Origin of the sequence: Moraxella bovoculi 237, from assembly GCF_000696305.2 — a bacterium.
GTDB lineage: Bacteria > Pseudomonadota > Gammaproteobacteria > Pseudomonadales > Moraxellaceae > Moraxella > Moraxella bovoculi.
Genome location: NZ_AOMT01000026.1, coordinates 94,587 through 118,831, shown reverse-complemented (window position 1 = coordinate 118,831; position 24,245 = coordinate 94,587). Strand labels below are relative to the sequence as shown.

At 44.9% G+C, this 24,245-nt stretch carries 25 protein-coding genes and 1 pseudogene; 12 read left to right on the top strand and 14 right to left on the bottom strand.

The window, feature by feature from the left end; translation table 11 throughout:
• Window positions 1–154: 154 nt before the first annotated feature.
• Window positions 155–430, bottom strand: a pseudogene (locus MBO_RS07405) (HU family DNA-binding protein); the annotation flags it as partial.
• Window positions 431–853: 423 nt separating this feature from the next.
• On the opposite strand from MBO_RS07405, the gene MBO_RS07400 reads away from it, so the two are divergent.
• The 8 genes from MBO_RS07400 (at window position 854) to fdx (ending at window position 7,292) form a co-directional block, all read left to right on the top strand.
• Window positions 854–1,579, top strand: a complete 726-nt coding sequence (locus MBO_RS07400) for a hypothetical protein (protein WP_227712700.1) — start codon at window positions 854–856, stop codon at window positions 1,577–1,579.
• A 254-nt stretch (window positions 1,580–1,833) separates the two neighbouring features.
• On the top strand, window positions 1,834–2,346 hold the full coding sequence (locus MBO_RS07395) for an Rrf2 family transcriptional regulator (RefSeq protein ID WP_036366413.1): 513 nt from the start codon (window positions 1,834–1,836) through the stop codon (window positions 2,344–2,346).
• Window positions 2,343–3,566: an IscS subfamily cysteine desulfurase gene (locus MBO_RS07390; RefSeq protein ID WP_036366273.1), complete on the top strand. Its 1,224-nt coding sequence runs from the start codon at window positions 2,343–2,345 to the stop codon at window positions 3,564–3,566. Before MBO_RS07395 ends, MBO_RS07390 begins: the two co-directional genes overlap by 4 nt.
• 107 nt (window positions 3,567–3,673) lie before the next feature.
• On the top strand, window positions 3,674–4,057 hold the full coding sequence (gene iscU / locus MBO_RS07385) for a Fe-S cluster assembly scaffold IscU (protein ID WP_036366269.1): 384 nt from the start codon (window positions 3,674–3,676) through the stop codon (window positions 4,055–4,057).
• A gap of 25 nt (window positions 4,058–4,082) precedes the next feature.
• Complete coding sequence (gene iscA, locus MBO_RS07380; RefSeq protein ID WP_036366266.1) at window positions 4,083–4,403, top strand: iron-sulfur cluster assembly protein IscA; 321 nt, start codon at window positions 4,083–4,085, stop codon at window positions 4,401–4,403.
• A 9-nt stretch (window positions 4,404–4,412) separates the two neighbouring features.
• Window positions 4,413–4,934, top strand: coding sequence for a Fe-S protein assembly co-chaperone HscB (gene hscB, locus MBO_RS07375; RefSeq protein ID WP_036366263.1), 522 nt, complete (start codon window positions 4,413–4,415; stop codon window positions 4,932–4,934).
• A gap of 113 nt (window positions 4,935–5,047) precedes the next feature.
• The gene (hscA, locus tag MBO_RS07370) at window positions 5,048–6,916 is read left to right on the top strand and encodes a Fe-S protein assembly chaperone HscA (protein WP_036366260.1); all 1,869 of its coding nucleotides are present in this window, start codon (window positions 5,048–5,050) and stop codon (window positions 6,914–6,916) included.
• 37 nt (window positions 6,917–6,953) lie between these two features.
• Entirely contained in the window at window positions 6,954–7,292 is a 339-nt protein-coding gene (gene fdx / locus MBO_RS07365; protein ID WP_036366257.1) for an ISC system 2Fe-2S type ferredoxin, read from the top strand.
• Window positions 7,293–7,336: 44 nt separating this feature from the next.
• Here the strand turns inward: fdx and purN are convergent, their stop codons facing one another.
• Both purN and purM read right to left on the bottom strand, forming a co-directional pair.
• Entirely contained in the window at window positions 7,337–7,984 is a 648-nt protein-coding gene (purN, locus tag MBO_RS07360; RefSeq protein WP_152545128.1) for a phosphoribosylglycinamide formyltransferase, read from the bottom strand.
• 69 nt (window positions 7,985–8,053) lie between these two features.
• The gene (purM, locus tag MBO_RS07355) at window positions 8,054–9,097 is read right to left on the bottom strand and encodes a phosphoribosylformylglycinamidine cyclo-ligase (RefSeq protein WP_036366411.1); all 1,044 of its coding nucleotides are present in this window, start codon (window positions 9,095–9,097) and stop codon (window positions 8,054–8,056) included.
• 184 nt (window positions 9,098–9,281) lie between these two features.
• Between purM and MBO_RS07350 the strand changes: the two genes are divergently transcribed.
• The 3 genes from MBO_RS07350 (at window position 9,282) to MBO_RS07340 (ending at window position 12,014) form a co-directional block, all read left to right on the top strand.
• Window positions 9,282–10,379 carry an AI-2E family transporter gene (locus MBO_RS07350; protein ID WP_036366252.1) on the top strand — a complete coding sequence of 366 codons (1,098 nt, stop codon included), beginning with the start codon at window positions 9,282–9,284 and terminating at the stop codon, window positions 10,377–10,379.
• A gap of 171 nt (window positions 10,380–10,550) precedes the next feature.
• Entirely contained in the window at window positions 10,551–11,312 is a 762-nt protein-coding gene (locus tag MBO_RS07345) for a DnaA ATPase domain-containing protein (RefSeq protein ID WP_036366249.1), read from the top strand.
• A 48-nt stretch (window positions 11,313–11,360) separates the two neighbouring features.
• Window positions 11,361–12,014 (top strand): DUF2057 family protein, encoded by a 654-nt coding sequence (locus MBO_RS07340; RefSeq protein WP_036366247.1) that lies wholly within the window; start codon window positions 11,361–11,363, stop codon window positions 12,012–12,014.
• A gap of 125 nt (window positions 12,015–12,139) precedes the next feature.
• Here the strand turns inward: MBO_RS07340 and rpmA are convergent, their stop codons facing one another.
• The 6 genes from rpmA to MBO_RS07310 all read right to left on the bottom strand — a co-directional run bounded on the left by rpmA (window position 12,140) and on the right by MBO_RS07310 (window position 15,679).
• The gene (rpmA, locus tag MBO_RS07335) at window positions 12,140–12,397 is read right to left on the bottom strand and encodes a 50S ribosomal protein L27 (RefSeq protein ID WP_003659274.1); all 258 of its coding nucleotides are present in this window, start codon (window positions 12,395–12,397) and stop codon (window positions 12,140–12,142) included.
• 55 nt (window positions 12,398–12,452) lie between these two features.
• Complete coding sequence (gene rplU / locus MBO_RS07330; RefSeq protein ID WP_036366243.1) at window positions 12,453–12,764, bottom strand: 50S ribosomal protein L21; 312 nt, start codon at window positions 12,762–12,764, stop codon at window positions 12,453–12,455.
• A gap of 130 nt (window positions 12,765–12,894) precedes the next feature.
• On the bottom strand, window positions 12,895–13,245 hold the full coding sequence (locus MBO_RS07325; RefSeq protein ID WP_036366240.1) for a hypothetical protein: 351 nt from the start codon (window positions 13,243–13,245) through the stop codon (window positions 12,895–12,897).
• On the bottom strand, window positions 13,245–13,760 hold the full coding sequence (locus MBO_RS07320) for a TPM domain-containing protein (protein ID WP_036366238.1): 516 nt from the start codon (window positions 13,758–13,760) through the stop codon (window positions 13,245–13,247). The genes MBO_RS07325 and MBO_RS07320 overlap by 1 nt, the downstream gene beginning before the upstream one ends.
• 76 nt (window positions 13,761–13,836) lie before the next feature.
• Complete coding sequence (locus MBO_RS07315) at window positions 13,837–15,012, bottom strand: TPM domain-containing protein (protein ID WP_052585365.1); 1,176 nt, start codon at window positions 15,010–15,012, stop codon at window positions 13,837–13,839.
• A gap of 1 nt (window position 15,013) precedes the next feature.
• Window positions 15,014–15,679, bottom strand: a complete 666-nt coding sequence (locus MBO_RS07310) for a LemA family protein (protein WP_052585364.1) — start codon at window positions 15,677–15,679, stop codon at window positions 15,014–15,016.
• 422 nt (window positions 15,680–16,101) lie between these two features.
• On the opposite strand from MBO_RS07310, the gene MBO_RS07305 reads away from it, so the two are divergent.
• A complete protein-coding gene (locus MBO_RS07305) occupies window positions 16,102–17,610 on the top strand; it encodes an alanine/glycine:cation symporter family protein (protein ID WP_036366235.1) in 1,509 nt (502 codons plus the stop codon).
• Between the two features lie 101 nt (window positions 17,611–17,711).
• Here MBO_RS07305 and dsbD read toward each other — a convergent pair whose 3' ends face one another.
• The 5 genes from dsbD to MBO_RS07280 all read right to left on the bottom strand — a co-directional run bounded on the left by dsbD (window position 17,712) and on the right by MBO_RS07280 (window position 23,941).
• Entirely contained in the window at window positions 17,712–19,799 is a 2,088-nt protein-coding gene (gene dsbD / locus MBO_RS07300; protein ID WP_227712698.1) for a protein-disulfide reductase DsbD, read from the bottom strand.
• Between the two features lie 93 nt (window positions 19,800–19,892).
• Complete coding sequence (gene cydX, locus MBO_RS07295; protein WP_036366232.1) at window positions 19,893–20,018, bottom strand: cytochrome bd-I oxidase subunit CydX; 126 nt, start codon at window positions 20,016–20,018, stop codon at window positions 19,893–19,895.
• Between the two features lie 15 nt (window positions 20,019–20,033).
• Window positions 20,034–21,173: a cytochrome d ubiquinol oxidase subunit II gene (cydB, locus tag MBO_RS07290; RefSeq protein ID WP_036366229.1), complete on the bottom strand. Its 1,140-nt coding sequence runs from the start codon at window positions 21,171–21,173 to the stop codon at window positions 20,034–20,036.
• Window positions 21,174–21,175: 2 nt separating this feature from the next.
• Window positions 21,176–22,780, bottom strand: a complete 1,605-nt coding sequence (locus tag MBO_RS07285; protein WP_036366225.1) for a cytochrome ubiquinol oxidase subunit I — start codon at window positions 22,778–22,780, stop codon at window positions 21,176–21,178.
• Between the two features lie 165 nt (window positions 22,781–22,945).
• Complete coding sequence (locus tag MBO_RS07280; RefSeq protein ID WP_036366221.1) at window positions 22,946–23,941, bottom strand: porin; 996 nt, start codon at window positions 23,939–23,941, stop codon at window positions 22,946–22,948.
• Window positions 23,942–24,245 lie beyond the last annotated feature (304 nt).

Here is a 24,245-nt window from a genome sequence, read left to right as displayed (position 1 = left end):
TAAATCAAAACTAAAACCTTACTATAATACGCTAAATCTTAAAAATACACAAAATTTTTTACAATATTTTGGATTTTTTGGGTAAAAAAACACCCTTCATGAACATTGCATAAAGGGTTTGGTCTAATCCAAAGTTAATACGTAAATTATAGGATTAGTTTACCGCGTCTTTTAGGCCTTTACCAGCTTTGAAGCCAGGCACTTTGCTTGCAGCGATTTCTAGTGGTTCGCCAGTTTTTGGGTTGCGACCGGTACGTGCTGCGCGTTCTTTTACGCTAAAAGTGCCAAAACCAACTAGCACAACGTCATCACCACGCTCTAGAGCGCCCTGTACGCTTGAAGTGAATGCATTTAGCGCTTTAGTAGCTTGGTCTTTTGTTAAACCTGCTTCACTTGCGATCGCGTCTACCAATTCTGACTTATTCATGTGATGTTCCTCATGTTTTTGAGTTAATTAAAAACTTAATTAAAAGCCTAGACAAGTCTAATCACCTGTCTTTGTGTGCATTGTATGATTATCATTAAACATTTACAAGTGGATAAATGCAAAAATCTTGTAAAATTTACAAATTTTTTGTAAAAAATCGAATAAAACCTTACAAATTACAGGCAATGCACGTACCATTCCATTGTTTGTTATAACAAACTTGCCTACCATTTATAGCAAGGGTGTTGGCAATATGCAAGTAAAATTATATAATTTTATGTAACTTTAACAAAAAATTTGTATTTTTTTGAAAAAATCTGTAATTTTTAACCATGCGTTTTGTTTTTTGACTTATTTTAAGCTACAATCAACTGCATATTTTTAAGTTATTTACCTTTATTACTTTAATAAAGACTTAGGATTAACATGACGGACAACATACACACACCAAAAAATACCCCTAACGACAACCCAAAACCGCAAAATCAGCGCAGTTATAATAAGTCGGCCCAAAACGATGCGGGCGTCATTTCTGGCAGCTTTGTGAACGTGCTTTTGGTATTTTTAGAATCTGCCATCACGCTCATGCTGCGTTTTAATCCAAAGCTGCGTCAACTGGCCTACCCACTCACCCAAGAAGGCGTAGTGGTAAGTATTCGCACCTATCTGCCACACGTTCAGATTTTTGCAACATTCAGCCACCACGGCGTATTACTTGATCAAGAATTGCCCGCTGATAAGTCGGTTGCTGACATCAGGGTCAATGCTTACAGCTTTCAGATTATCAGCACACTAACCAATCACAGCGTCGAAGCGGTTGAGAAGCTTCAGATTCGCGGCGCTGCCGAACAAGTGGCTAATTTTAAGGCATTCTTGGTCCAGTTGGGTGTGGGTGGTGTGATTGATCAATTCCTACGTAAAGTCAAAAAAACCGAAAACAAGCCAACCCCCGAAGAACGCGCTGAGAAATTAAGCGAGTTAAAGGCTAAGCTGTCCGAACAATCACTTCAAATCGATGGACTAACAACCCAAAACGCACGCCTAAACACACAGCTTGCCGAGGCTAAGACCAAACAAAAAAGTACCTTTACAGGCTTTATTATTGCTTCTTTGGTTGCGATTGCGTCCTTGGTATCACACTTTTTTATTTAAAATTATTAAAGATTAAATGTTATTTTATATCAATAAAAGCAAGGTTTATGGGCTTTGCTTTTTTTATAAACGATTGATTTAAATAAATAAATTTTAATATTCGCGATGATGAGTTTTATCAAATTTATCTTTTAATAAAAATAACAGCAAAGTTCAATAAATAATCTTGACCTATTTACTAGGAATTATTATAATGAGCCTAAATTAATTCACCGATGTTCGAATCAGAACTAGGCATTTTTGGGTATTTTCTTATGCGCTTAACCACTCGCGGCAGATATGCAGTCACCGCCCTGCTTGATTTGGCGGTACAAGAGAATCGCCATCAAGGTGCAGTCTCACTCTCCGACATCGCAAAACGCCAATCCATCTCAATCTCTTATCTTGAGCAGCTATTTTCTAAGCTTCGTAAAAAGGGCCTCGTAAATAGCACACGCGGTGCATCAGGTGGCTACCACCTTGCCAAACCATTAGATGAGATTGATATCATGAGCATTATTACAGCAGTCGATGAGAGTGTTAATGCCATGCAGTGCGGCGGCAAAGGCGACTGCCAAGATGGCGCGATGTGTCTGACGCATGATTTATGGCATAATTTGTCTGCACATATCGAAGCATATCTTAGCAACGTCACACTTGATGAGCTTCTTAATTCCAAAAACACACAAAGCATCGCCGAACGCCCGGAGTACAAAGCTCTAAACAATAAAGGCGATAGAAAAGATCACATTAATACCATTAACTTACTTGGGGTAAATCCAGCATGAGCCAGAATTCCTTAATTTATCTAGATTACGCAGCCACCACACCCGTCGCGAAGGAAGTTGCCGATAAGATGGTTCAATACATGACTTTCGATGGCATCTTTGGCAACCCTGCCAGCCGCTCACATGGCTTTGGCTGGCAAGCAGAAGAAGCAGTTGAAAATGCTCGCCTTCAAATCGCTGAAACCGTTGGCGCTGATCCACGCGAGATCGTGTTTACAAGTGGTGCGACCGAATCAGACAACCTAGCCCTAAAAGGCGTGGCGCACTTTTATCACACCAAAGGCAAGCACATCATCACAAGCCAAATCGAGCACAAAGCAATTCTTGATACCTGCCGTCAGCTTGAACAAGAAGGTTTTGAGATTACCTATCTAACCCCTCAAGAAGGCACAGGCATCATCACGCCAGAGCAGGTAGCTGATGCGATTCGTGAAGACACCATTTTAGTGAGCTTGATGGCAGTAAATAACGAGCTTGGCACTGTGACAGACATTAAAGCCATCGGCGAGATCACTCGCACCAAAGGCATTATTTTCCATGTGGATGCCGCTCAAGCGGTTGGTAAACTCAAAATCAACCTTGAAGAGCTAAAAGTTGACCTAATGAGCTTCAGTGGTCACAAGATCTACGGTCCTAAAGGTATCGGCGCGCTATACGTTGGACGTAAGCCACGCGTTCGCCTAAAAGCAGAGCAACACGGCGGCGGTCACGAACGTGGCATGCGCTCAGGCACACTGGCTACCCATCAGATCGTTGGTATGGGCGAAGCTTTTGCGCTATCAGTACAGCGTTTTGATGAAGATCATGCACACATCACTCGTCTGCGTGATAAGCTATGGAACGGCCTACAAGGCATCGAAGAGATCTACCTTAACGGAAGCTTTGAACACGGCATCCCCAACATCCTAAACGTGAGCTTCAACTTCATCGAAGGCGAAAGCTTGATGATGTCGCTAAAAGACCTAGCAGTATCTTCTGGTTCGGCTTGTACTTCAGCGACGCTTGAGCCATCTTATGTGCTGCGTGCGATTGGTCGCCCCGACGAATTGGCTCACTCATCAATTCGCTTTAGTATCGGTCGCTATACCACTGACGAAGACATCGATCGCGTTCTAGCACAGATCACTGACGCTGTTGAAAAGCTTCGCGACCTATCTCCGTTATGGGACATGTTCAAAGATGGCGTTGACTTTAGCAAAGTTGAATGGCAAGAGCATTAATTTTTTAAATCACAAAATCCCTAAAATTGAATAGGCAATCGTCTTGATAATCGAATAATCGACAGCATTAAAAGAGTATCAAGCCTAACCTAAAATAGGAAAATATCATGGCATATTCAGACAAAGTTATCGACCATTACGAAAACCCACGTAACGTAGGCAACCTAGACAAAAACTCAAAAAATGTCGGTACTGGCATGGTGGGCGCACCTGCTTGTGGTGACGTGATGCGCCTACAAATCCAAGTTGGCGATGATGGCATCATCCAAGACGCCAAATTCAAAACCTACGGCTGTGGCTCAGCGATTGCCTCCAGCTCACTGGTTACCGAATGGCTAAAAGGCAAAACGCTAGACCAAGCTGCCGCGATTAAGAACAAAGACATCGCTGAAGAGCTTGCCCTACCACCGGTAAAAGTTCACTGCTCAGTATTGGCAGAAGACGCCATTAAGGCAGCGATTGAAGATTATCAAGCCAAAGCACACGCTTAATTTTGTAGTACATAGGAGACAAGTTATGATCACGCTAACCGAACGAGCTGCCAAACACGTTAAAGACTTTCTAGACAACCGTGGTAGCGGAGAAGGGATTCGTGTGGGCGTGCGAACGGCAGGCTGTTCAGGACTTGCCTATGTGCTAGAATTTGTCGATACGCCAAATGACACTGATGAACGTTTTGAGAGCGATGGCGTGAGCGTGTTTGTCGATCCTAAGAGCTTAGTTTATCTGAACGGCTTACAGATGGATTACGTCACTGAAGGTCTTAACTCTGGCTTTAAATTCACCAATCCCAATCAGACAGGTGAATGCGGCTGCGGTGAATCCTTTACAGTGTGATGGTACGATATGACGAGTCATAATAATTTCTTCGCACTGTTTGATTTGCCTGTGGTATTTGATATTGATAAAGATGCACTAAAAAAATCTTTGTTAGCCTTACAGAAAATTCATCATCCCGATCAAGCTCACAGCGCGCCCACACAAATGGCATCGCTCATCAACCATGCCTATGACAGCTTATATCATGATGATAAACGGGCAGCTCACTTGCTTGAGCTGGCTGGTGTACAGTGCGATTTGAATGCATCGATCAATGATTGGGATTTTTTGGATGAGATGATGGAATTTCGTATGGCGCTAGACGGTCTAGATAGCCAAGACGAGCTGACCGAACTTCTTCGCGCCATTAATAACCAAAAATCAGGCTACAACACCGCTTTCAATAACAGCTATCAAGCCAAAGATTGGCAAAATGCTGAAGTTAACGCCCAAAAAATACAATTTCTAGAAAAACTCGCCATTGATGTTCAGCATAAGCTTACCGACAGCCTAAACACCAATGGCGACGATGACGATCTTTATGTATAGATGATAACAGCTAACGATCGTCATTTATGTTTTGATTAGATTAATTAAAATTAGAAGTCAGCCATTTATTTATTTGCGTAATTTTTCGCATTAGCCAGCTTTTAAGAGATACCATGTCTTTATTGCAAATTAGCGAACCCAACCAATCCAAAAACCCCCACCAGCATCGTTTTGCGCTTGGGATCGATTTGGGCACAACCCATTCCTTGATTGGCGTGGTGCGCTCCGGGCGTGCCGATGTCTTGAATTTTGGCGATACACCACTCATGCCATCGGTCGTGTATTATGGTGGTCAGTCCGACCGCCCATTGATTGGTAAAGCCGCGCTGGCTTATGCTGATGACACTAAGAATACCATCATCTCCGCCAAGAGGTTCATGGGTCGCAGTAAGGTAGACATCAAGTTTTCACACCCTTATACTTTGGTTGGCGATAAGCATACCATGCCCGCTTTCGTAACCGCTCAAGGTGACAAATCTCCTGTTGAGACTTCAGCGCACATCCTGTCACACCTGAAGCGTCATGCTGAAGCTGCATTACCGCCTGACAGTATCGCTGGTGCTGTCATTACTGTACCCGCGTATTTTGATGAAGCGCAGCGCGCCGCCACCAAAGACGCTGCTACTGCTGCAGGCTTAACGGTGCTTAGACTATTAAATGAACCGACGGCAGCTGCCATCGCTTACGGACTGGATAAGAATACTTCAGAAGGTATTTATCTTGTCTATGACTTGGGTGGTGGTACATTTGACGTGTCCATCTTGAGATTATCAGATGGCGTGTTTGAAGTTCTGGCAACAGGTGGTAATAGCGCACTTGGTGGCGATGACATTGATCGCTTAATTGCCAACTATTTTATCAAAAGCGCAAATCTAAACCCTGCCGACATTGACAATGCAGAAAAGTCACGACTTGCCAAGCTTGCCAAGCAATACAAGCAAGCCCTAAGCAGCAGCTATGCTGTGATGATTGACATCACAGTATCAGGCATGCCTGTTCACACGATGTTCAATAGCGCAACGTTAGCCGACATCATCGAGCCTGTCACCAGACGCACCATACAAATCTGCCAACAAGTCTTACAAGATGCCAAAATCAACAAAGATGACGTTCGAGAAGTTGTGTTGGTCGGTGGCTCAACTCGTATGCCCATCATCCAGCAAGCAGTTCATCAATTTTTTGATAAAGAGCCGCTGTGCACGCTAAATCCCGATGAGGTCGTAGCTCTAGGTGCGGCACGCGCTGCCGATCAGCTCATCAATAAGCGCGATGACAATTTACTACTGTTAGATGTGACGCCATTATCGCTTGGGCTTGAGACGATGGGTGGCCTAACTGAAGTCATTATCCCAAGAAACACACCGATTCCTGTTGCACGTCGTCAGGTGTTCACCACCCATCAAGATGGCCAGACTGGCATGGTCGTTCATGTCGTGCAAGGTGAACGTGAAGCGGTAGCAGATTGTCGTACTTTGGCACGCTTTGAATTGCATGGTATTCCGCCGATGAAGGCTGGTCATGCACGCATCGAGGTGAGCTTTAATATTGATGCGAATGGCCAGCTTACCGTATCCGCCCAAGAGACCACTACTGGCGCGCGCAGTCAGATTCAAGTCAGCCCAAGCTATGGATTAAGCCCTGAACAGCAAGAGCAACTTCTTCAAGCTGGCTTCTTACATGCTAACGAAGACAAACGTTTACGCGCACTTATCGAGACCAAAGTCGAAGCAGAACGCGAGCTCATCGCACTAGATTCAGCACTGGATGAATTTGACAATTTATTATCCCAATCTGATAAGACAGCCCTGCTTGCCGCCATGCAGGCACTAAAAGATGCGCTACAAGGCGACGACAAAAAATCCATCGATGCAGCCAATACCAAGCTTAAACCATTAAGCGATCATTTTGCCTCGATCATCATGGATCAAAATGTCAAGTCCGCGTTAAAAGGCACAAGCACTGCCGAGTGGCACACAAACTAAGTATCTTAAACCAATCAAAGAAGCAACGAGAAAGATCATGGTAACCGTAACTGTCCTACCCCATCACGAAATCTGCCCTGAAGGTGCAACAGTAGAGCTCAATGAAGGTGAAAATCTATGCGAAGGTCTGCTTGAGCGTGGCATTAAGATTGAGCATGCTTGCGATATGTCAAAAGCATGTACTACCTGCCACGTCGTCGTTCGTGAAGGTTTTGATAGCTTAGAAGAGATGGATGACATCGAAGGCGACCTTCTAGATCGCGCTTGGGGGTTAGAGCCTGATTCTAGATTGTCTTGTCAGTGTATCGTATCAAATGAGAATCTTACCATCGAGATTCCTAAATACACCCTAAACCACGCCAAAGAAAACCACTAATTTAATATTAAAAACCCCAAGTAATCATTTGGGGTTTTTCTTAATCATTCAAACCACAGTCGATATGGCAAAGCCAAATTATCAGAAATTACATCTTTATCCAATGACAGAACATCTTTTGCGATCAACTCTAGCGTGAACGGCACCAGCTGATGCTCAAGCTTCTGCACGCGCAATCTTAGCGATTCTGGTGATTCATTCTGCTTAACCGTCAATACAGCCTGAGTTAATACCTGACCTGCGTCAAGCTCAGCTGTGACCACATGCACGCTGCATCCATGCAGTTTATCGCCAGATTGTAACACACGCTCATGTGTATCTAGTCCTTTATAATTAGGCAGGAGCGATGGATGCAGATTAATCATGTCGCAAGGCACAGCAGAGATAAATTCCGCCGACAGCACACGCATGAACCCAGCTAAAACGACCAAATCAGGCATCCACTCATTTAAGAGTTCTAGCGTATGCTTCTCGAAAGTCTTGATGCCCATTTTCTTGCCGTTAGGCACATGTGAAAGCACCATCGTGCGAATGCCTGCATTATTAGCGCGTGTCACCGCATAGGCATCGGCGACATTACTAATCACACCAACAATCTCAATTGGCAGTCGCCCTGCCTGCATGGCATCAATCATCACTTGAAGATTAGAACCACTACCAGAAACCAACACGGCGATTTTTAATTTTTTCATAGATTTACAATCAATCAAATTATCAGTCATTTAAAAAATAAACCGCCAAAGTGACGGTTTATTAATATCTTATTGGTAAACAACCGCATCCGTATCACGCGCAGCGATACGGCCAATCACCCAAGAATCCTCGCCTTGATCTTTTAGGAAGCTTAGTGTAGCATCAGCATGCTCTTTTGGGATAACCAGAATAAAGCCAACACCACAGTTGAAGGTGCGATACATCTCCAGCGTGTCGATATTGCCACCCTTTTGAAGCCATTGGAAGACCGCAGGCAGATTCCAGCTTGAAGTGTCGATTTGAGCTGCTAGGTTCTCAGGTAGTACACGTGGCAAGTTCTCAGTCAGGCCACCACCTGTGATGTGTGCCATCGCATGAATATTGCTGTTACCAATCGCCTTTTGTAGAGCATTTACCGATTTGACATAAATGCGGGTAGGTTTCATCAAGGCATCAGCTAAAGATTCTTCGCCCAGTTGCTCGTTGACCACATCGGTATTGGTAACCTCAATGACTTTACGCACCAATGAATAGCCATTAGAATGCACACCACTAGAAGCAAGTGCAATCAGAACATCACCATTTTGAACGTTCTTGCCAGTGATAACCTCTTCTTCTTCAACCACACCAACACAAAACCCTGCCAAGTCATAATCTTCGTCTTGATACATGCCTGGCATCTCGGCAGTCTCACCACCAATCAATGCACAATTTGACAATTTACAACCATCGCCAATGCCCTTGATGACAGCTTCTGCGGTATCAACATCCAATTTACCAGTAGCGTAGTAATCCAAGAAGAATAAAGGCTCAGCGCCACAGACCAACAGATCATTCACACACATCGCCACCAAATCCTGACCGATGGTGTCATGGCGATTTAGGTCTAATGCCAACTTTAATTTGGTACCGACACCGTCCGTACCCGACACCAACAAAGGCGATTTATAACCCTGTGGGATACGGCAAAGCGCACCAAAACCGCCCAGTCCGCCCAACACCTCAGGGCGAGAAGTTGCCTTGGCGACTGATTTGATACGCTGTACTAGCGCTTCGCCTGCGTCAATGTCTACGCCTGCATCTTTATAGCTTAATGAATTTTGCTGTGTCATGAAAAACCCTTGGATAATATTATCAAACATGATGTCGCCAATTATAGCAAAAAAATCATCTAAAAATCTGATAAAAATCATGATTTATGAAAATTTGTACATTTTTTTTAATTTGTCTGTATTTTTGTCGTCTTTTTCATTATGATATGCACCAACATCTTGATATTACTGATAAATGGTTCTTATGAGAGCATTTTCCATTGACCCTTTTTTTCGTCGTCTGTTCATTGTGACGGCATTATGCTTGTTCTTATACGCATTATGGCTCATGCGTGTGGTCATCGCACCTTTCGCTGCCGCTTTTATTTTGGCATATTTTTTAAACCCTTTGGTTAATATTTTTAGTAAATTCCTACCCAGAATTTTAGCAATCACTGCAGTATATCTGTCCATCAGCCTAACCATTGTGATATTGGTGATTTGGCTTGCACCCATGCTATGGACACAAATACAGCTGGCTTGGGCAGCGATACCTGAGTTATTAAAATGGTATAACACCACCCTTAGACCCTGGCTTGGGCAATTCACTCATTACCGCATGCTTGAAATCAATCTTGATATGATTTCAAACGAGTTGGCTACTTATGTTCAAGCCAATTATCAAGTGGCCGATGCCCAAACCATCATCAAAAGGATTTTAACTTCTGGTGCAAGTGCCGCTAACAGCATTGGTCTGCTCATCATAATTCCAGTTCTAACCTTTTATTTTTTGACAAACTGGAATGAACGCTTGCAAATTTGGCAAAACGCCCTACCAAGAGATCATGCAGGAAAAATCATCGAGATCGCCCAAGACTGCCATCAAGCACTGATGAATTTTGCCAAAGGTCAATTCACCGTCATGGTGTTACTTGGTGTGATCTATGCCGTACAATTAGAACTGATCGGATTAAAATTAGGATTGATCATTGGTATTGGTGCAGGGATTGCCAGTTTTGTGCCTTACTTAGGCTTTGGGATCGGCATCATTGCGGCATTTGCGGTAGGGTTTTTTCAGTTTGGTCTTGACTGGAAGCACTTATTACTCATTGCTGGTGCTTTTGGAGTCGGTCAGATTTTGGAAGGTTATGTCCTTCAACCCCTATTACTTGGTAATAAAATCGGACTGTCAGCACTGTGGGTTATTTTTGCCGTACTTGCTGGCGCATCATTATTTGGATTTGTTGGCATGCTCATCGCCCTACCTGTATCTGCCGTCATCAATGTCTTGTTTCGCCATGCCTATGCCGCCTACCTTGGAAGCGATTGGTATCTAGGGTATAAGCAGCTAAAATTATGGTAGTGGCTTAAATGATTTCTTATAAATCCACAGAATCACTTGCCAACATTTCCCAAAATGTGCTATATATAGGCAACTTTAAAATGTATAAAATGACTTGATGGATTCATCAGAATATACCAGCATAATGTTAATAATAAAAATCCATCAAGCCCATGTAGGTAATTGTAATTAATGAGTGATTTTATTCAGCCATCGCTTAATCTTGATCTAAAGCAGGATGCCAGCCTTAGTGACTTTCGTGGGGATGGATTCTTGCCCGTATTAAATGCGATACGTGAGCTGGGTCTTGGCAATCTTAGAGAGTTGTTCATCATTGGCGCCTATGGTTACGGCAAGACGCATCTGGCAGCAGCAATATATAGAAACTATACCCGGACCTACAAAAAAAGCGCAATCAGCCTATCGCTTGGCGATATGATCGATAATGACGGTGATGCCAGTGCCTTAGTTGGGCTTGAGATGTTTGACCTGATCATCATTGATGACTTGCATTTAATTCATCGCAGTCGCGAATGGCAAGAAGGCTTATTTCATCTCATCAACCGAGTGCGCGAACAGAACAAGCAGATAGTGTTTTTGGCGAATAATCCTGCGCGCGAGCTTGAGATTGGACTGTTGGACTTGGTTACACGGTTGTCTCTTGCGCCCACTTTCCGCCTACCGACTAACGAAGACATTGATGATAGAAAGGCACTACTTAATTCAATCCTAAAACGTAAAAACTGGCGACTGCCTGAACCGATTTTTGAATTCATGCTAGATAGCGGTCCACGCAATGCTGGTGACATGATTCAAGTATTAGATCAAATCTCGCCCCTGCTGACACACCTATCTCGCGTGCAAGTTCCCAAGAAAACCATCGATGAAGCCAAGAGCATCATCGAAAGAGAGGCGTTTTTACTCGAAATCTCTGAACATAAAATTGACAATTAATTCAACCAATTAAGCAATGACCCAAATTTCACCCTAAAGGAAAAGCTCATGAAAATGATCACCAAAGCCATCATCGCCTCGCTTGCACTAAGCGCAGCATATGCTCACGCAGAAGTACGCCTACTGATCGATGATAACATCAAAGTAACCGCCGTTAACGGTCAAGAAGTTCATCGTGGTGCGCTACAACCACTACAAAGAGAATTCAAACTAGAAGCAGGTCGTCATGTCGTCACTGCGCGTTATGATCGTATCTTTGATCTGACTCGCGGTGATCATGATTACCTAAAATCTGGTAACATCACAGTGACAGCAGACCTTCAGGACAACCAAACCTATCAACTGGTCATGCCAAACCAACCAAATAACTACAGCGCTGCCAAAGAATACGTAAAATCACCAACCCTAGCCGTTGCCCATAATGGTCAGGTCATCGCTCAAGAGAGCATCGTTGAAGACCGTACAGGCGTACTAAGTTCAATCACTCAAAGCATCGGTGGCATGTTTGGTCGTAATAATGCAGTAACTTCTAACCAAAAAACCATGGCTGCCTTGAACCGAGCACCTACCACTACAGTGACTGCACCAAGCGCACCAACCCAAGCGCCTGTCGCTCGTGATAACTTAGACGGCTTTATGCAGCTTTGGCTTAACTCTAGCGAAGAAGAGCGCGAGAAGATCCGTCAATGGATTGGTAAATAATCCTATCAAATCTTGCAAATAAGGCTCTTAATGAACCTTATTTTATATCCAAAAAAATAAACTCAATTAAAAAACCATCACAATATTTTGTGATGGTTTTTTAATTGGGATAATCTTAGCTAAGATTATTTTGCCAATACAGATACATAACGGCGGTTGAATTGACCTTTAGTCTCGAACTTCACTACGCCTTCAGTTAGAGCGAATAGTGTGTGGTCGCGACCCATGCCTACGCCTTCGCCTGCGTGGAATTCAGTGCCACGTTGACGAACAATGATGTTACCTGCAACAACGTCTTGCCCGCCAAATACTTTTACGCCAAGCATTTTTGGGTTAGAATCACGACCGTTACGAGTAGAACCTGCGGCTTTTTTATGTGCCATGAGAATGTCTCCTATGTGGATGCTTTATTAGATAAAAGCATCAAATAAGTGGTAATTAAGCGTTGATTGCTTTGATTTTTAGCTCAGTGAACCATTGACGGTGACCTTGCTCTTTGTGATAGTGCTTACGACGACGGTGCTTAACAATGCGCACTTTTTTGCCGCGACCATGTTCTACCACTTCTGCTTCAACGCTAGCGCCAGCAACAACCGGTTGACCAATTTTGATGTCGGCACCATTTACAACCATTAGCACGTCTTCAATCTTCAGCGTTTCACCTTTTTCAGCTTTTAGTAGCTCAACTTTTAGAGTCTCGCCAACGCTAACACGGTGTTGTTTACCGCCACTTTTGATTACTGCGTACATCTACGTTCTCCGTAAAAAACCTGTGTGCCGTGGCTATCCCTTGATAGCTCTTGATAACGAACACGACTAGGACATAAAATAAGGCGGTATTTTATCAAAAAAACAAAGCGCTTACAAGGATAATTTTTAGTTATTTTTTAAATTGTTGAAGCTTTGCGACTGATTCTGACAGCTCTTTGGTGCGATAGCGCTGTTTTAGGCTAAATATCATCACGTCGTCAAGTTTTCTGGTGGTATTGACCGCTCTATCATCTAGAATGATAAAAGCGTGAATGGAGCCGTCTTTTGATACAATAATACGATCTTGCCTTATGGTGTAATCAAAATAAGGCTCACGCTGAATCAGCTCAGCTTGCAATCTCTCTATCGGCGCTATGTGGCGCATTGGGTTATTTAACTTCTTAGGTAAAAAACGGGCTATAAAATACAAAACAATCCCCGCGCCAATAAGTAATATCAGCCAAGTCAACGGGTTATTCATCACTTTAAGAACACCACATCATTATTAAGCTCATTGCCCAAGACACCCCCTGGGTAGTGGATGCGCATCAGATTACCAATCTCGGTAATCAGCGTAGTCAGACCTGCGCCAAAATTGCCTTGTTTACATGCATTTAGCGCATTCTGGGTTAGCTTTAACCATTCTTCATCATCGACCAAATCATCAATGCCACGATCAGCAATAACCTCCAAATCATGTTCACAAACATTCACATAAATCAATACACCTGTATTCTCAGCAGTATCCCAAACGCGGTGCAACCCAAACAAAGCCAAGGCGCGCTCACGGCAATCCATCTCATACGCCTCACCGATGGGTAGGTGATTCTCAATGACAAGATAAATCTCACCGTGATGACCGCGCTCAGCATCTGTAATACTCTGGGTTAGTGATGACTTTAAGTCATCGGTTAGCCAGCGATTGTGAAGCATCGGAATAAAAAAGAGCTGTCGCCACAGTCGAGCAAGGCTTTTGGTTGATTGGATAGTTTGCATAATTAAATCAAGGTTAAAATCATAAAAAATGAAAGGTGCAAAATAGCAACATCGCTAGAGGTGTTACGGGGTTTAATTACCAAGAGCCGCCCGCACCGCCACCGCCAAATCCGCCGCCACCGCCGCCGAATCCGCCTGAACCAAAGCCACCACCGCCGAATCCGCCGCCACCTGTCGGTAATACAACAAAGCCGCCACCACCGCGTCCACCTCTACCACCGCGATCGCCTCCAGACCCGCCTTTGAAGAACAATAGGATCAGCCAAAGCACAATGGCAATCGGTACCACCATGAAGCCAGCACCCGCCATCATGCCCATGAAGCCAACACCGCCAGCTGCGATGGTCGCCCCAAGCACCCTACCGAATATCGATGTCAAAAAGGTACCAAAAATAAAGCCAATAATCAGCAAACCGAACAGCGATACGCTCTCTTCACCAAAATTCTCTTCCTCTTGGATTGCGGCATCAGCGCGTTGCAGCGTCTCAGGGTCAGCGCGCAGACGCTCGCTAATGCTGGCGATACCAGCAGACAAACCCTGCGCATACTGCCCGCTCTTAAAGGCAGGTGTGATGTCTTGGCGAATGATGCGCTTTAGGGCTGCATCAGGTAGCACACCTTCTAGCCCATAGCCTGTCAAGATGTATAAATCTCGATCATTAATCGCAACGACAATTAAAAGACCTTCGTCGGTGTCTTTTCTACCCAGCTGCCAGCGATCAGCAACCGCCATCGCATAGTCAAAGATCGGCATGCCCTCGGTGCTTGGGATGATAACAAGCGCTGCCTGAGCGAGGTTATCATTATATAGTGTGCGCAGCTGGTCGGAGAGATGGGCCTTTTCGCTTGCGCTCAAGATGCGCGCCGCATCCACAACAGGCTCATTTAGAATGAGCTTATCATGGGTGACGCTTGGTGCGCTTGAAGTGGTCGGTGTCTGAGCTGTAGCAACAGCGCCATCATCCGTAGCATCGTCACTCATCTCATCGGTGAAATCACGCACCGATTCAGTCAATGGCGATAACGGCTCGCCTGCCGTTCTTAGCGTGTCGTTAATCGCACCATTACGCGCGACAACGACAGCCGCAAGATCGTCTTCGCTAGCAACCTGAGCGGTGGCAGTTACTGTTGCACTACTCGCTGTGGCTGCCGATGACAGGCAGACACCTAGTAAAGCGGTTGCACTTAGACGAGCCGCTCTATCTAATAGGCTAAATTTAAATTTACCGCTGTTATTTGGCACATCCGCCATTTTATTGTCCTGACGTTGCTGTGCCTGTGTTCGTGCCTGTCGCTGTGCCCGATGCGCCGGCGGCTGAACCATTATCAAAATTCACGGTCGGTGCGGTTGAGATTTGGCGCTCATTCTCAACGGTGAAGTTGGCTTTTGGATCCATGCCGAACACCATGGCCGTTAGGTTCGTTGGGAACTGGCGCACGGTAGTATTATAACCTTGGACGTCTTGGATATAACGCTGACGAGCCACTGTGATACGGTTCTCAGTGCCTTCTAGCTGAGCTTGTAAATCTTGGAACATCGCGTCGGCTTTAAGATCAGGGTAACGCTCAGAGATTGCCATCAGGCGAGATAATGCACCCGTCATTTGCGCTTGGGCTTCTTGATATTGCTTCATCGCATTTGGGTCGTTTAGTGTCTCAGGTGTGATCTGGACAGTGCCAGCGGCTGCACGCGCTGATGCTACTTGGGTGAATACTTCTCTTTCGTGCTCAGCATAGCGCTGTACGACAGCAACCAAGTTCGGCACTAGGTCAGCACGGCGCTGATACTGGTTCACCACCTCAGACCATGATGCGGTTACTTGCTCATCTTGGGCTTGCAGGGTGTTATAACCACAACCAGACAGGCTTAGCGAGCTTGCCAATAGTGCAGCAAAGGTAAGTTTTTTGAAATTTTTCATGTTTTTTCCTTATGAATAGAAATAAAGTCACTCTTGGCGTTCAAATTAAGCAGTCTTATGTTAAAAATCGCTAAACTTAGCAGTATAATGACAAGCTTAACGTAAAAATACAAGCAAAACCGTCCAAATCTTACACAAGCACAACACAATCGTTAAACTTGCAAAAACTTTATTGACAAGCCTCAATAAATCGCGCCAAAATTCTTCAAGTTCAAACCAATTAGTATAAATTTCATCCAAAAATCAAGCTTTTTTGTAAAAAAATAGCCCATAATTGAAAATTTTACTGGCAATTGTTGCGAAATTATGGCAAATTGCAACATTAAGTTCACGTCACCTCTGTTTAGTCAATGCTTTATTCTTCATTGATAGTCGTGAATGTCGCTTTTATTTTATATTTTCCAATGGGCTGAGGAATAGTGATGGAAAATTTTATTAATACGTTAAATGGTATTATCTGGAGTCCTGCACTGGTATATCTATGCTTGGGTGCAGGCTTATTTTATTCAATCATGACTCGCTTCGTGCAAATTCGCATGATCCGAGAAATGGTTAATCTGATGTTCAGCAAGACCAAATCAGCTGACGGCATCTCATCTTTTCAAGCGTTTGTGATAGCACTGGCAAACCGTGTCGGTGTGGGTAACATCGCAGGTGTGGCAGCAGCGATTGGCTTTGGTGGCCCTTCAGCGGTATTTTGGATGTGGTTTGTGGCATTCTTGGGCGCTTCTACTGCATACGCAGAAAGTACCCTGGCACAGATCTACAAAGAGCGCGACCCGATCACAGGTCAATACCGTGGTGGCCCTGCTTATTATTTTGAAAAAGGCTTGGGTCAAAAATGGTACGCCATCCTATTCGCCATCGCAGCTATCATCTCTTGCGGCATATTCTTGCCTGGCGTACAGGCGAACGGTGTTGTTAGTGCGGTTACTCGTATCACGGGCGATGGTGCGATGATGAACTTCGCTGGCATTGATGTCGGTACTAACCGTGTTATCGTGATGGCGGTAGTTGTTGCTCTATTAGCAGTGATCATCATCGGTGGTATTAAGCGTATCGCGCGCGTGGCAGAGCTGGTTGTGCCTTTCATGGCATTGGGCTACATCATTCTATCGCTCATCATTATGGTAACGAACCTTGACAAGATCCCTGCGGTATTTGGGCTTATCATGAGTGACATCCTTAACCCAATGGCAGGCCTAGGCGCAGCGATTGGCTGGGGTGTTAAGCGTGGTGTGTATTCTAACGAAGCTGGTCAAGGTACAGGTCCTCACCACGCAGGTGCTGCAGAAGTTCAGCACCCTGCTCAGCAAGGTCTGGTACAAGCATTCTCAGTATATGTAGACACCCTACTGGTGTGTTCAGCGACTGCCTTTATGATTTTGACCATGGGCACTTACAACATCCAAAATGAGACAACCAAAGAATTCATCGTTCAAAACGTCGATCCTAGCATCGCTGAAATCGGCACGCCTGCCTTTACTCAGATGGCGTTAGAGACTACTTTTGGTTCATTTGGCAACCACTTCATCGCCGTTGCGATTTTCTTCTTTGCCTTCACTACAATCTTGGCATACTACTACATCGCTGAAGTGAACGTAGCCTATCTAACGCGTCGCATGAAAGCAAGCACTCAGAAGCTAGGCGTATGGATTCCAAAGATCAGCGTATTGCTGGTTGTGGCTTATGGCAGCTTGAACAGTGCAGGTTATATCTGGAACATGGGCGATATCGGTGTTGGTATGACTGCGTGGCTAAACATCGTGGGCATCCTACTAATGTTCGCATTCCTAACCAAGCCTACACTTAATGCCCTTCGCGACTATGAAGAGCAAAAGAAAGCAGGCGTTACGAACTATACTTTCGACCCTGTTAAGCTTGGCATCAAAGGCGCAACCTTCTGGGAAGATCGCCTAAAAAATAAATAATCGTTGATTGTCCATTAAGCCCTGTTCATACAGGGCTTAATTTTTGCGCAGAGATTAAGAGATTAAGAAACCACCATAATTGCTATGGTGGTTTTTAATTATTAGAAATTCGCTAAGGCAGTTTCAAATTCAGCTCGCTTCGTCTGCCCCAGCATGATGTTGTGCAGATTGCCTTTTTGGTAGAATATCAACGCAGGTGGACCCATGAGCTGATAGCGATCCAGTAGCGCGCGACCATCATCGGTGACCTCCGTGATGTCAAATTTAACCACTTGAACGTCATTCAAGGTCTCTGGACGATCCGTGAATAGTTCACGCTCCATGATGCGACATTCCACACACCAGTCTGCCGTCAGATCAATCAGCACCTTATCATGGCTCGCTAGAATCGCATCAAGCTCGTCAATCGTGGTGATGTGCTTGTCAGTATGGGATACCGTTGATGCCTTCATCACAGAAAGCGGTCGCCACGCATCCTTAGCACCCATCGATGCACCTGCCATCAGACACGCAGCCCAAATAAAGCCAGAGACAGCCAACACACGCGCAGGCATCCTAGCCAATCGCCACAGCCATAACGACACGATGATAAACCATACTGCCCACAGTAACAGAACAACAGGCGAGACAAACACACGCTCAATCAATAATAGCGAAACCGCAAGCAGCAGCAGGCCACAGAACTCCTTCACGCGCGCCATCCACGCACCCGCCTTAGGCATCCATTTGCCCTGAGCTGTACCCATCAACATAAGCGGCAGCGACAGACCAATGCCAAGCATGAACAGTGCAAAGAATCCAAACAGCACACTACCACTGACTGACACCGCCGCAAGCGCACCCGCCATCGGTGCTGACACACAAGGCGATACCACCAAAGCCGACAACCCGCCTGCCAAGAAGCTACCGCCAATGCTGCCAAGCTTGTCATCAGCAGCTTGGGATTTGGCTTGTAGCTTATCTCGAATGGCACTCGGCAGGCTAATCTTTAGCATATCAAACATATACAATGCCAACAACGCGAACAATAAAGCAAAGGCGATGAGCACAACGGGATTCTGTAGATAGCCCAAGATATTCACCGTACGACCTAGCCACGCAATGAGAGCACCCAGCAGACCATAAGCAGTCGCGACGCCCACGCCATAGGCGGCAGACAGCGCGAAGGCTTTTTTGCTGTCAATGGTTTTTTGGCGGGCGACGATGTTCGCGACAATAGGAATCATCGGATACACACAAGGTGTAAATGCCAACAAAAGCCCCGCCAAGAACAATAATCCTAACGCCAATACAGGATTCTTATGAATACCAAACGGATCGCTCAGTGTTAGCGTGTGATTAAGCTCGTACTGTCCATCCTGAGGCATGGTTTGGACGACATCATTAGCTGGCGTGCTTGATTCATCTATCACATCATTCTGAACATTAGCATCAGAAGCTATCGCTTCATCGGCAGCAGCTTCATTCTGTTTATCCGCATTGATTGCTTCGTATTGTTGGTCTTGAGATTCTTTGGCATTATTGTCAGCTACATCTTCAGACGACTTAGCATCTTCTGGCTGATTGGAGGTGATCGGTGCTGCGATGTTTAAGACAGCTTTCTGCTCTGGTTGTACTTTAGGCTTGGTATCCGCTGCGGCTTCATCAGTCTTTGAATTTGGTATATTGTCTTTAGCAGAGCTTCCTTTAATATCTGCTTGGAATCTCACTATCTCAGGCGGATAGCACAGCCCTGCCTTAGCACAGCCCTGCCAGCGGAGTGCCAAAGACTCACTCACATCCTTAGTCGAACTTAATTTGGCACGGGCAGTCACATCTTCTTCAAATACCGCCACATTCCCGAATGTCGGGTCATCGATCATGGTGGCAGTCTTGTCAAATTGCCACTTACCAACACTGATACCATCAGGCGCTCTCACGCTGATTTTATCACGATAAACATAATGCTTGGGTGTGACTTTGAACGTCGCCACGACCTCATCACCTTCCATACGCACGGCCACTTTGAACGCTTCATGCACAGGTAGGAATTTTTGGGCTTTTTGTCCAAATAAAGCAGCAATCCCGCCATCTTGGGCAGTACTGGGCGCTGATACCGTTAATGGCAACACCGCCAACGTGGCGATTATTAAGGAGTTTTTTAGATTGAATGGTCGCATAAAAAAGTGAAACACAGCAAAAAATCGCATTATAACACCAATATCTATACAAATCGCTAAAAATACCATTATGAAAAAATCGCGCAACAAAAGAGTTACGCGGCTCTCTTAATCAATGATGAATCAATCAACATCGACATCTTTGTAGAATGCATCGTGGCGCGATTCTTCAAATTCCACCCAGACTGCACTGACTACCGCCAGTAGTACCGCAAAGCCTAAGCCTAATATCCATGCAAAATACCACATAATTCCCCCTAGTCGTTAATATAACGTATGTTCATTTTCTTTGATATATGCCTTGGTGACTTTGCCACGCATGATGGCGTAAGCCCAGCTCGTATATGCCACGACCACAGGCAGGATCAGCACAACCACATACACCATCACCATGAGCGTGAACTGACTAGAAGTACTGTCCCTTACAGTCAAGCTAGAACGTGGATCTGACGATGATGGCATATAGAATGGGAATAACGCCACGCCTGCCGTCATGATTACACCAAGCACGGACAAGCTCGATGCGATAAAGGCCAGCAGTGTTTTATTGGCTCTCAATAACACCACCGCAACGAGCGCCATCACGATGCCTAATACAGGGAATACCCACAAGGCAGGCTGCTCATGATAGTTATTCAACCAAGCACCTGACTCAAGCGTAACGGTCTTTGAGATCGGATCGATCAGCGCATTCTTATCAATGCTGCTCGTGATGACATAGCCATCAATATTCGCCAAAAAGAAACCTGCAATGATAAACAACGCCACCATCAGCACCGATACGATGCCAGTGTAGCGTATCGTTCTGGCTTGGATGTCGCCTACCGTGCGATGCGCCAAATACGTACCGCCCTGCATGATAAGCATCGTCGCACTGACCAATCCGCAAAGTAGCGCAAATGGATTCAACAGCTCAAAGAACGACCCTGTATAAGTCGATACCAAGCTATTATCAAAGCCAAAAGGCACGCCTAAGAACAAGTTACCAAACGCCACGCCAAAGATCAAAGCAGGGGTAAACGAACCAACAAACAACCCCCAGTCCCATGCCGTGCGCCAGCGATCATCCTTAACCAGACTGCGATATTTAAAGCCAACAGGGCGAAAGAACAACGCCCACAGCGCCGCCATAAGCGCCCAATAAAAGCCACTAAATGCCGTGGCATACACCAATGGTAATGCCGCAAATATCGCACCACCTGCGGTAATGAACCATACTTGATTACCCTCCCAGTGCGGTCCAATGGTATTGATAATCACACGACGCTCTTCATCTGTCTTACCCACGAAAGGTAATAAGCTACACACGCCCATGTCATGCCCATCCATGATGGCAAAACCAATAAGCAGCACGCCTATGAGTAGCCACCAGATGAGTTTTAGAGTTTCATAATCAAATAACATGGCTACACCTCTTTATGCTCGCTCGGATTGATGATGTTCGGACTTGTCTTCTCGCCATAATAACGACCCGTGCCCAGACTGGCAGGACCCAGACGCACGTATTTTTGCATGAGATAAATCTCTACAATGAACAAAGCCGTATAGAACACCACGAAGCCCGTCAATGACCAAATCACATTCAACACATCGATGTTCGACACAGACAGATGAGTTGGTAAGATGCCATACACCGTCCACGGCTGACGACCATATTCCGCCACGAACCACCCTGCTTCTGCCGCGATCCAAGGCGCAGGCAACATGATGACAGCGAACTTGAGCAGCCAAGGCTTCTGCGTGAACGTGCCTTTGATCGTGTAAAATAGGCTTAATGCGAATAGCACCAAAATCAAGAAGCCAAGTCCCACCATCACACGGAAGGACCAAAACATCGGCGTCACTCTAGGAATGGTATCATCTGTCGCCTGTGCGATCATCTCTGGCGTCGCCTGCGTGACATCGCTTGTGTACTTCTTAAGCAGTAACCCAAAACCCAGATCGTTCTTGTTCTTCTCAAAGCTCTCCAGCACCGCCGGATCAATCACACGTCCTGCACTCTTATCCTCGCGCATTTGATCAAGAGAGCTTACGGCGACGATGCCATTTTTGATTCGCTCTTCGTTGATTTTTTTGATGTCATGAATGCCTAGAATCTGCTTATCAAGCGAACGCGTACCGATGATTCCCATGGCATATGGAATGTGTATCGCCCAGTCATTCTTACCTTCCGACTCATTAATGTCAGCAACCAGATTAAAGCTGGCAGGTGCAGGCTCGGTTTCCCACATCGCCTCCATGGTGGCAAGCTTGGTCTGTTGAGCCAATCCGATGGAATATCCAGATTCATCACCCAGCACGATCGTACTACAAATAGACGCAAAACCAAAGGCAGCTGCCACATGAAAGCTGCGCTTGGCGAATTCTACATCTCTTTTTTGTAGCAAATACAATGCCGAAATTGCCAATACAAAAACCGCACCCACCACATAGCCAGCAGAGACAGTATGAACAAACTTATTCTGTGCATCAGGGTTTAGCAGAATCTGCGTGAAGCTCGTCATCTCCATGCGCATCGTTTCATAATTAAACTCCGCCCCCACAGGATTTTGCATCCAGCCATTCGCCACCAGAATCCACAACGCAGACAAATTCGTCCCAAGTGCCATGAAAATTGTGGTAAACAAATGCTGCACACGACTCATTCTTTCCCAGCCGAAGAAAAACAACCCCACCATCGTCGATTCAAGAAAAAACGCCATCAAACCCTCAATGGCAAGCGGCGCACCAAAAATATCACCCACATAATGCGAATAATACCCCCAGTTGGTACCAAACTGAAACTCCATCGTGATGCCTGTCGTTACCCCAAGTGCAAAATTAATGCCGAATAACTTCCCCCAAAATTTCGTCATGTCACGCCAAACCTGCTTGCCTGTGATGACATATACCGACTCCATGATCACCAGTAGCCATGTCATGCCCAGCGTCAAGGGAATAAATAGAAAATGAAACAGCGCCGTCACTGCAAACTGTAGCCGTGATATATCCACCAAATACTCAGTAATCATATCGCACCCATTTTATTAACACAAATACAACATGATTATACAGTATATAATAACCATATTGAATAAATCTTAGTCAAATTTGGCAAAAAGCTCAATCATCACACACTAAAACAAAAAGCCCATCCCGTAGGATGAGCTTTTTTGATATCTAAATTCTAAATCAGATTAGAATTTGTATTCGATACCACCACCGATGCCGTATGCATTGGCTTTGTTACCATCTGCATCAGCTTTTAGGTTAGTACCTTCAGAACGTTGGTATGCACCGTAGATGTGACCAGTGGTTGCTTTGTTGAATACATATTTACCACCAACAACGGTACGGAATACTTCAGCGTCTTTTTTGCCTTCGTAGTTGTCAACGAAGTCTAGCTGACCATAAGTAGTCCAAGGAGTTTGAGCTACTTTGTAGTTAGCAGAAGCAGTGAATGCATTTTCGTTGTCATCAGTGCTACGGTCAGTGTGCTGATATAGACCACCTAGAGTCAATACTGGGCTAGCAGCATAAGCACCGCTTACACGGATAGCTTGTAGGTTGTTATCTTTAGCTCCTGCTTGACTTGCTTTGATGTAAGTAGCACCTACTTTGTAAGGAGCGTTGGTTGGCTCATACTTAACACCAACACCAAATGCGTCGCCGTTTAGGTTGTCAGTAGATTTGTTCTCATCTAGCGCATACATACCCATGAATTGTAGGCCGTTACGCTCTGGTGAAAAATATGCAAATGTATTGTTAGCACGAGGTGCATCAAAAGACGCCAACACGCCATTGCCACCAATAACACCGCCTTGAGCTTCGTTAGCATAATTAACATAGTCATCAATCGCTGTTAGACGACCTGCTACCAAAGTACCGTATTGTTTATTGGCAAGACCCAAGTAAGTGTCGCGTGATTTAAATTGGGTTGAGTTGTCATCAACCTTCACGCCGTATTCCAATTGATAAAGCAAGTTGGTATTATTGGTCAATGCTTCCGAGCCTTTTAGACCAATACGAGAAGAGTTAGAGTTTAGTTGAGTGCGTGAATCTTTAGCGGCACTGTTGCTGTTACCGTCTTGAACGTCAAGAGTAAGGAATGCTTTACCGTAAACGGTTGGTGCAGCTTGTACAGCTGTGATAGATAGAGCAGCGACGGCTGATGCTAAAAGTAGTTTTTTCATGGGTTTCTCCACATTACATTTTTTAGTTTGGGTCGCTAAAGCTGCGCCCAATGCAAAACTTGATTATTTAAAATTTAAAACAAGCCTGCGAGGTTATTTTACGAAATAAAGAATCTGGTTCGTGACTTTTTCAATTGTAAAAACTCAGAAAAGACCTTTGCCAGATCCACATTTCATTTATAGAATACCAAGTTTGTCATATTTTGCAACACCTTTAACCAAAAAATTTTTAAATTTTTCTAATGTTTTTTAATTTTTTATTATTTTTCATATAGTTATTTATTTATCAAGCCTTCAAAATTTT

Coding starts and splice junctions, on each gene's coding strand:
- MBO_RS07285 (WP_036366225.1), bottom strand. CDS start 22,780: ATGATTACTGAGTATTTGGTGGATATATCACGGCTACAGTTTGCAGTG.
- purN (WP_152545128.1), bottom strand. CDS start 7,984: ATGAAAAAATTAAAAATCGCCGTGTTGGTTTCTGGTAGTGGTTCTAAT.
- hscA (WP_036366260.1), top strand. CDS start 5,048: ATGTCTTTATTGCAAATTAGCGAACCCAACCAATCCAAAAACCCCCAC.
- MBO_RS07315 (WP_052585365.1), bottom strand. CDS start 15,012: ATGGCGGATGTGCCAAATAACAGCGGTAAATTTAAATTTAGCCTATTA.
- MBO_RS07350 (WP_036366252.1), top strand. CDS start 9,282: ATGAGAGCATTTTCCATTGACCCTTTTTTTCGTCGTCTGTTCATTGTG.
- MBO_RS07340 (WP_036366247.1), top strand. CDS start 11,361: ATGAAAATGATCACCAAAGCCATCATCGCCTCGCTTGCACTAAGCGCA.
- MBO_RS07310 (WP_052585364.1), bottom strand. CDS start 15,679: ATGAAAAATTTCAAAAAACTTACCTTTGCTGCACTATTGGCAAGCTCG.
- cydB (WP_036366229.1), bottom strand. CDS start 21,173: ATGTTATTTGATTATGAAACTCTAAAACTCATCTGGTGGCTACTCATA.
- MBO_RS07305 (WP_036366235.1), top strand. CDS start 16,102: ATGGAAAATTTTATTAATACGTTAAATGGTATTATCTGGAGTCCTGCA.
- rpmA (WP_003659274.1), bottom strand. CDS start 12,397: ATGGCACATAAAAAAGCCGCAGGTTCTACTCGTAACGGTCGTGATTCT.
- MBO_RS07390 (WP_036366273.1), top strand. CDS start 2,343: ATGAGCCAGAATTCCTTAATTTATCTAGATTACGCAGCCACCACACCC.
- hscB (WP_036366263.1), top strand. CDS start 4,413: ATGACGAGTCATAATAATTTCTTCGCACTGTTTGATTTGCCTGTGGTA.
- MBO_RS07395 (WP_036366413.1), top strand. CDS start 1,834: ATGCGCTTAACCACTCGCGGCAGATATGCAGTCACCGCCCTGCTTGAT.
- iscU (WP_036366269.1), top strand. CDS start 3,674: ATGGCATATTCAGACAAAGTTATCGACCATTACGAAAACCCACGTAAC.
- MBO_RS07325 (WP_036366240.1), bottom strand. CDS start 13,245: ATGAATAACCCGTTGACTTGGCTGATATTACTTATTGGCGCGGGGATT.
- iscA (WP_036366266.1), top strand. CDS start 4,083: ATGATCACGCTAACCGAACGAGCTGCCAAACACGTTAAAGACTTTCTA.
- MBO_RS07320 (WP_036366238.1), bottom strand. CDS start 13,760: ATGCAAACTATCCAATCAACCAAAAGCCTTGCTCGACTGTGGCGACAG.
- MBO_RS07400 (WP_227712700.1), top strand. CDS start 854: ATGACGGACAACATACACACACCAAAAAATACCCCTAACGACAACCCA.
- purM (WP_036366411.1), bottom strand. CDS start 9,097: ATGACACAGCAAAATTCATTAAGCTATAAAGATGCAGGCGTAGACATT.
- rplU (WP_036366243.1), bottom strand. CDS start 12,764: ATGTACGCAGTAATCAAAAGTGGCGGTAAACAACACCGTGTTAGCGTT.
- dsbD (WP_227712698.1), bottom strand. CDS start 19,799: ATGCGATTTTTTGCTGTGTTTCACTTTTTTATGCGACCATTCAATCTA.
- MBO_RS07345 (WP_036366249.1), top strand. CDS start 10,551: ATGAGTGATTTTATTCAGCCATCGCTTAATCTTGATCTAAAGCAGGAT.
- MBO_RS07280 (WP_036366221.1), bottom strand. CDS start 23,941: ATGAAAAAACTACTTTTAGCATCAGCCGTCGCTGCTCTATCTATCACA.
- cydX (WP_036366232.1), bottom strand. CDS start 20,018: ATGTGGTATTTTGCATGGATATTAGGCTTAGGCTTTGCGGTACTACTG.
- fdx (WP_036366257.1), top strand. CDS start 6,954: ATGGTAACCGTAACTGTCCTACCCCATCACGAAATCTGCCCTGAAGGT.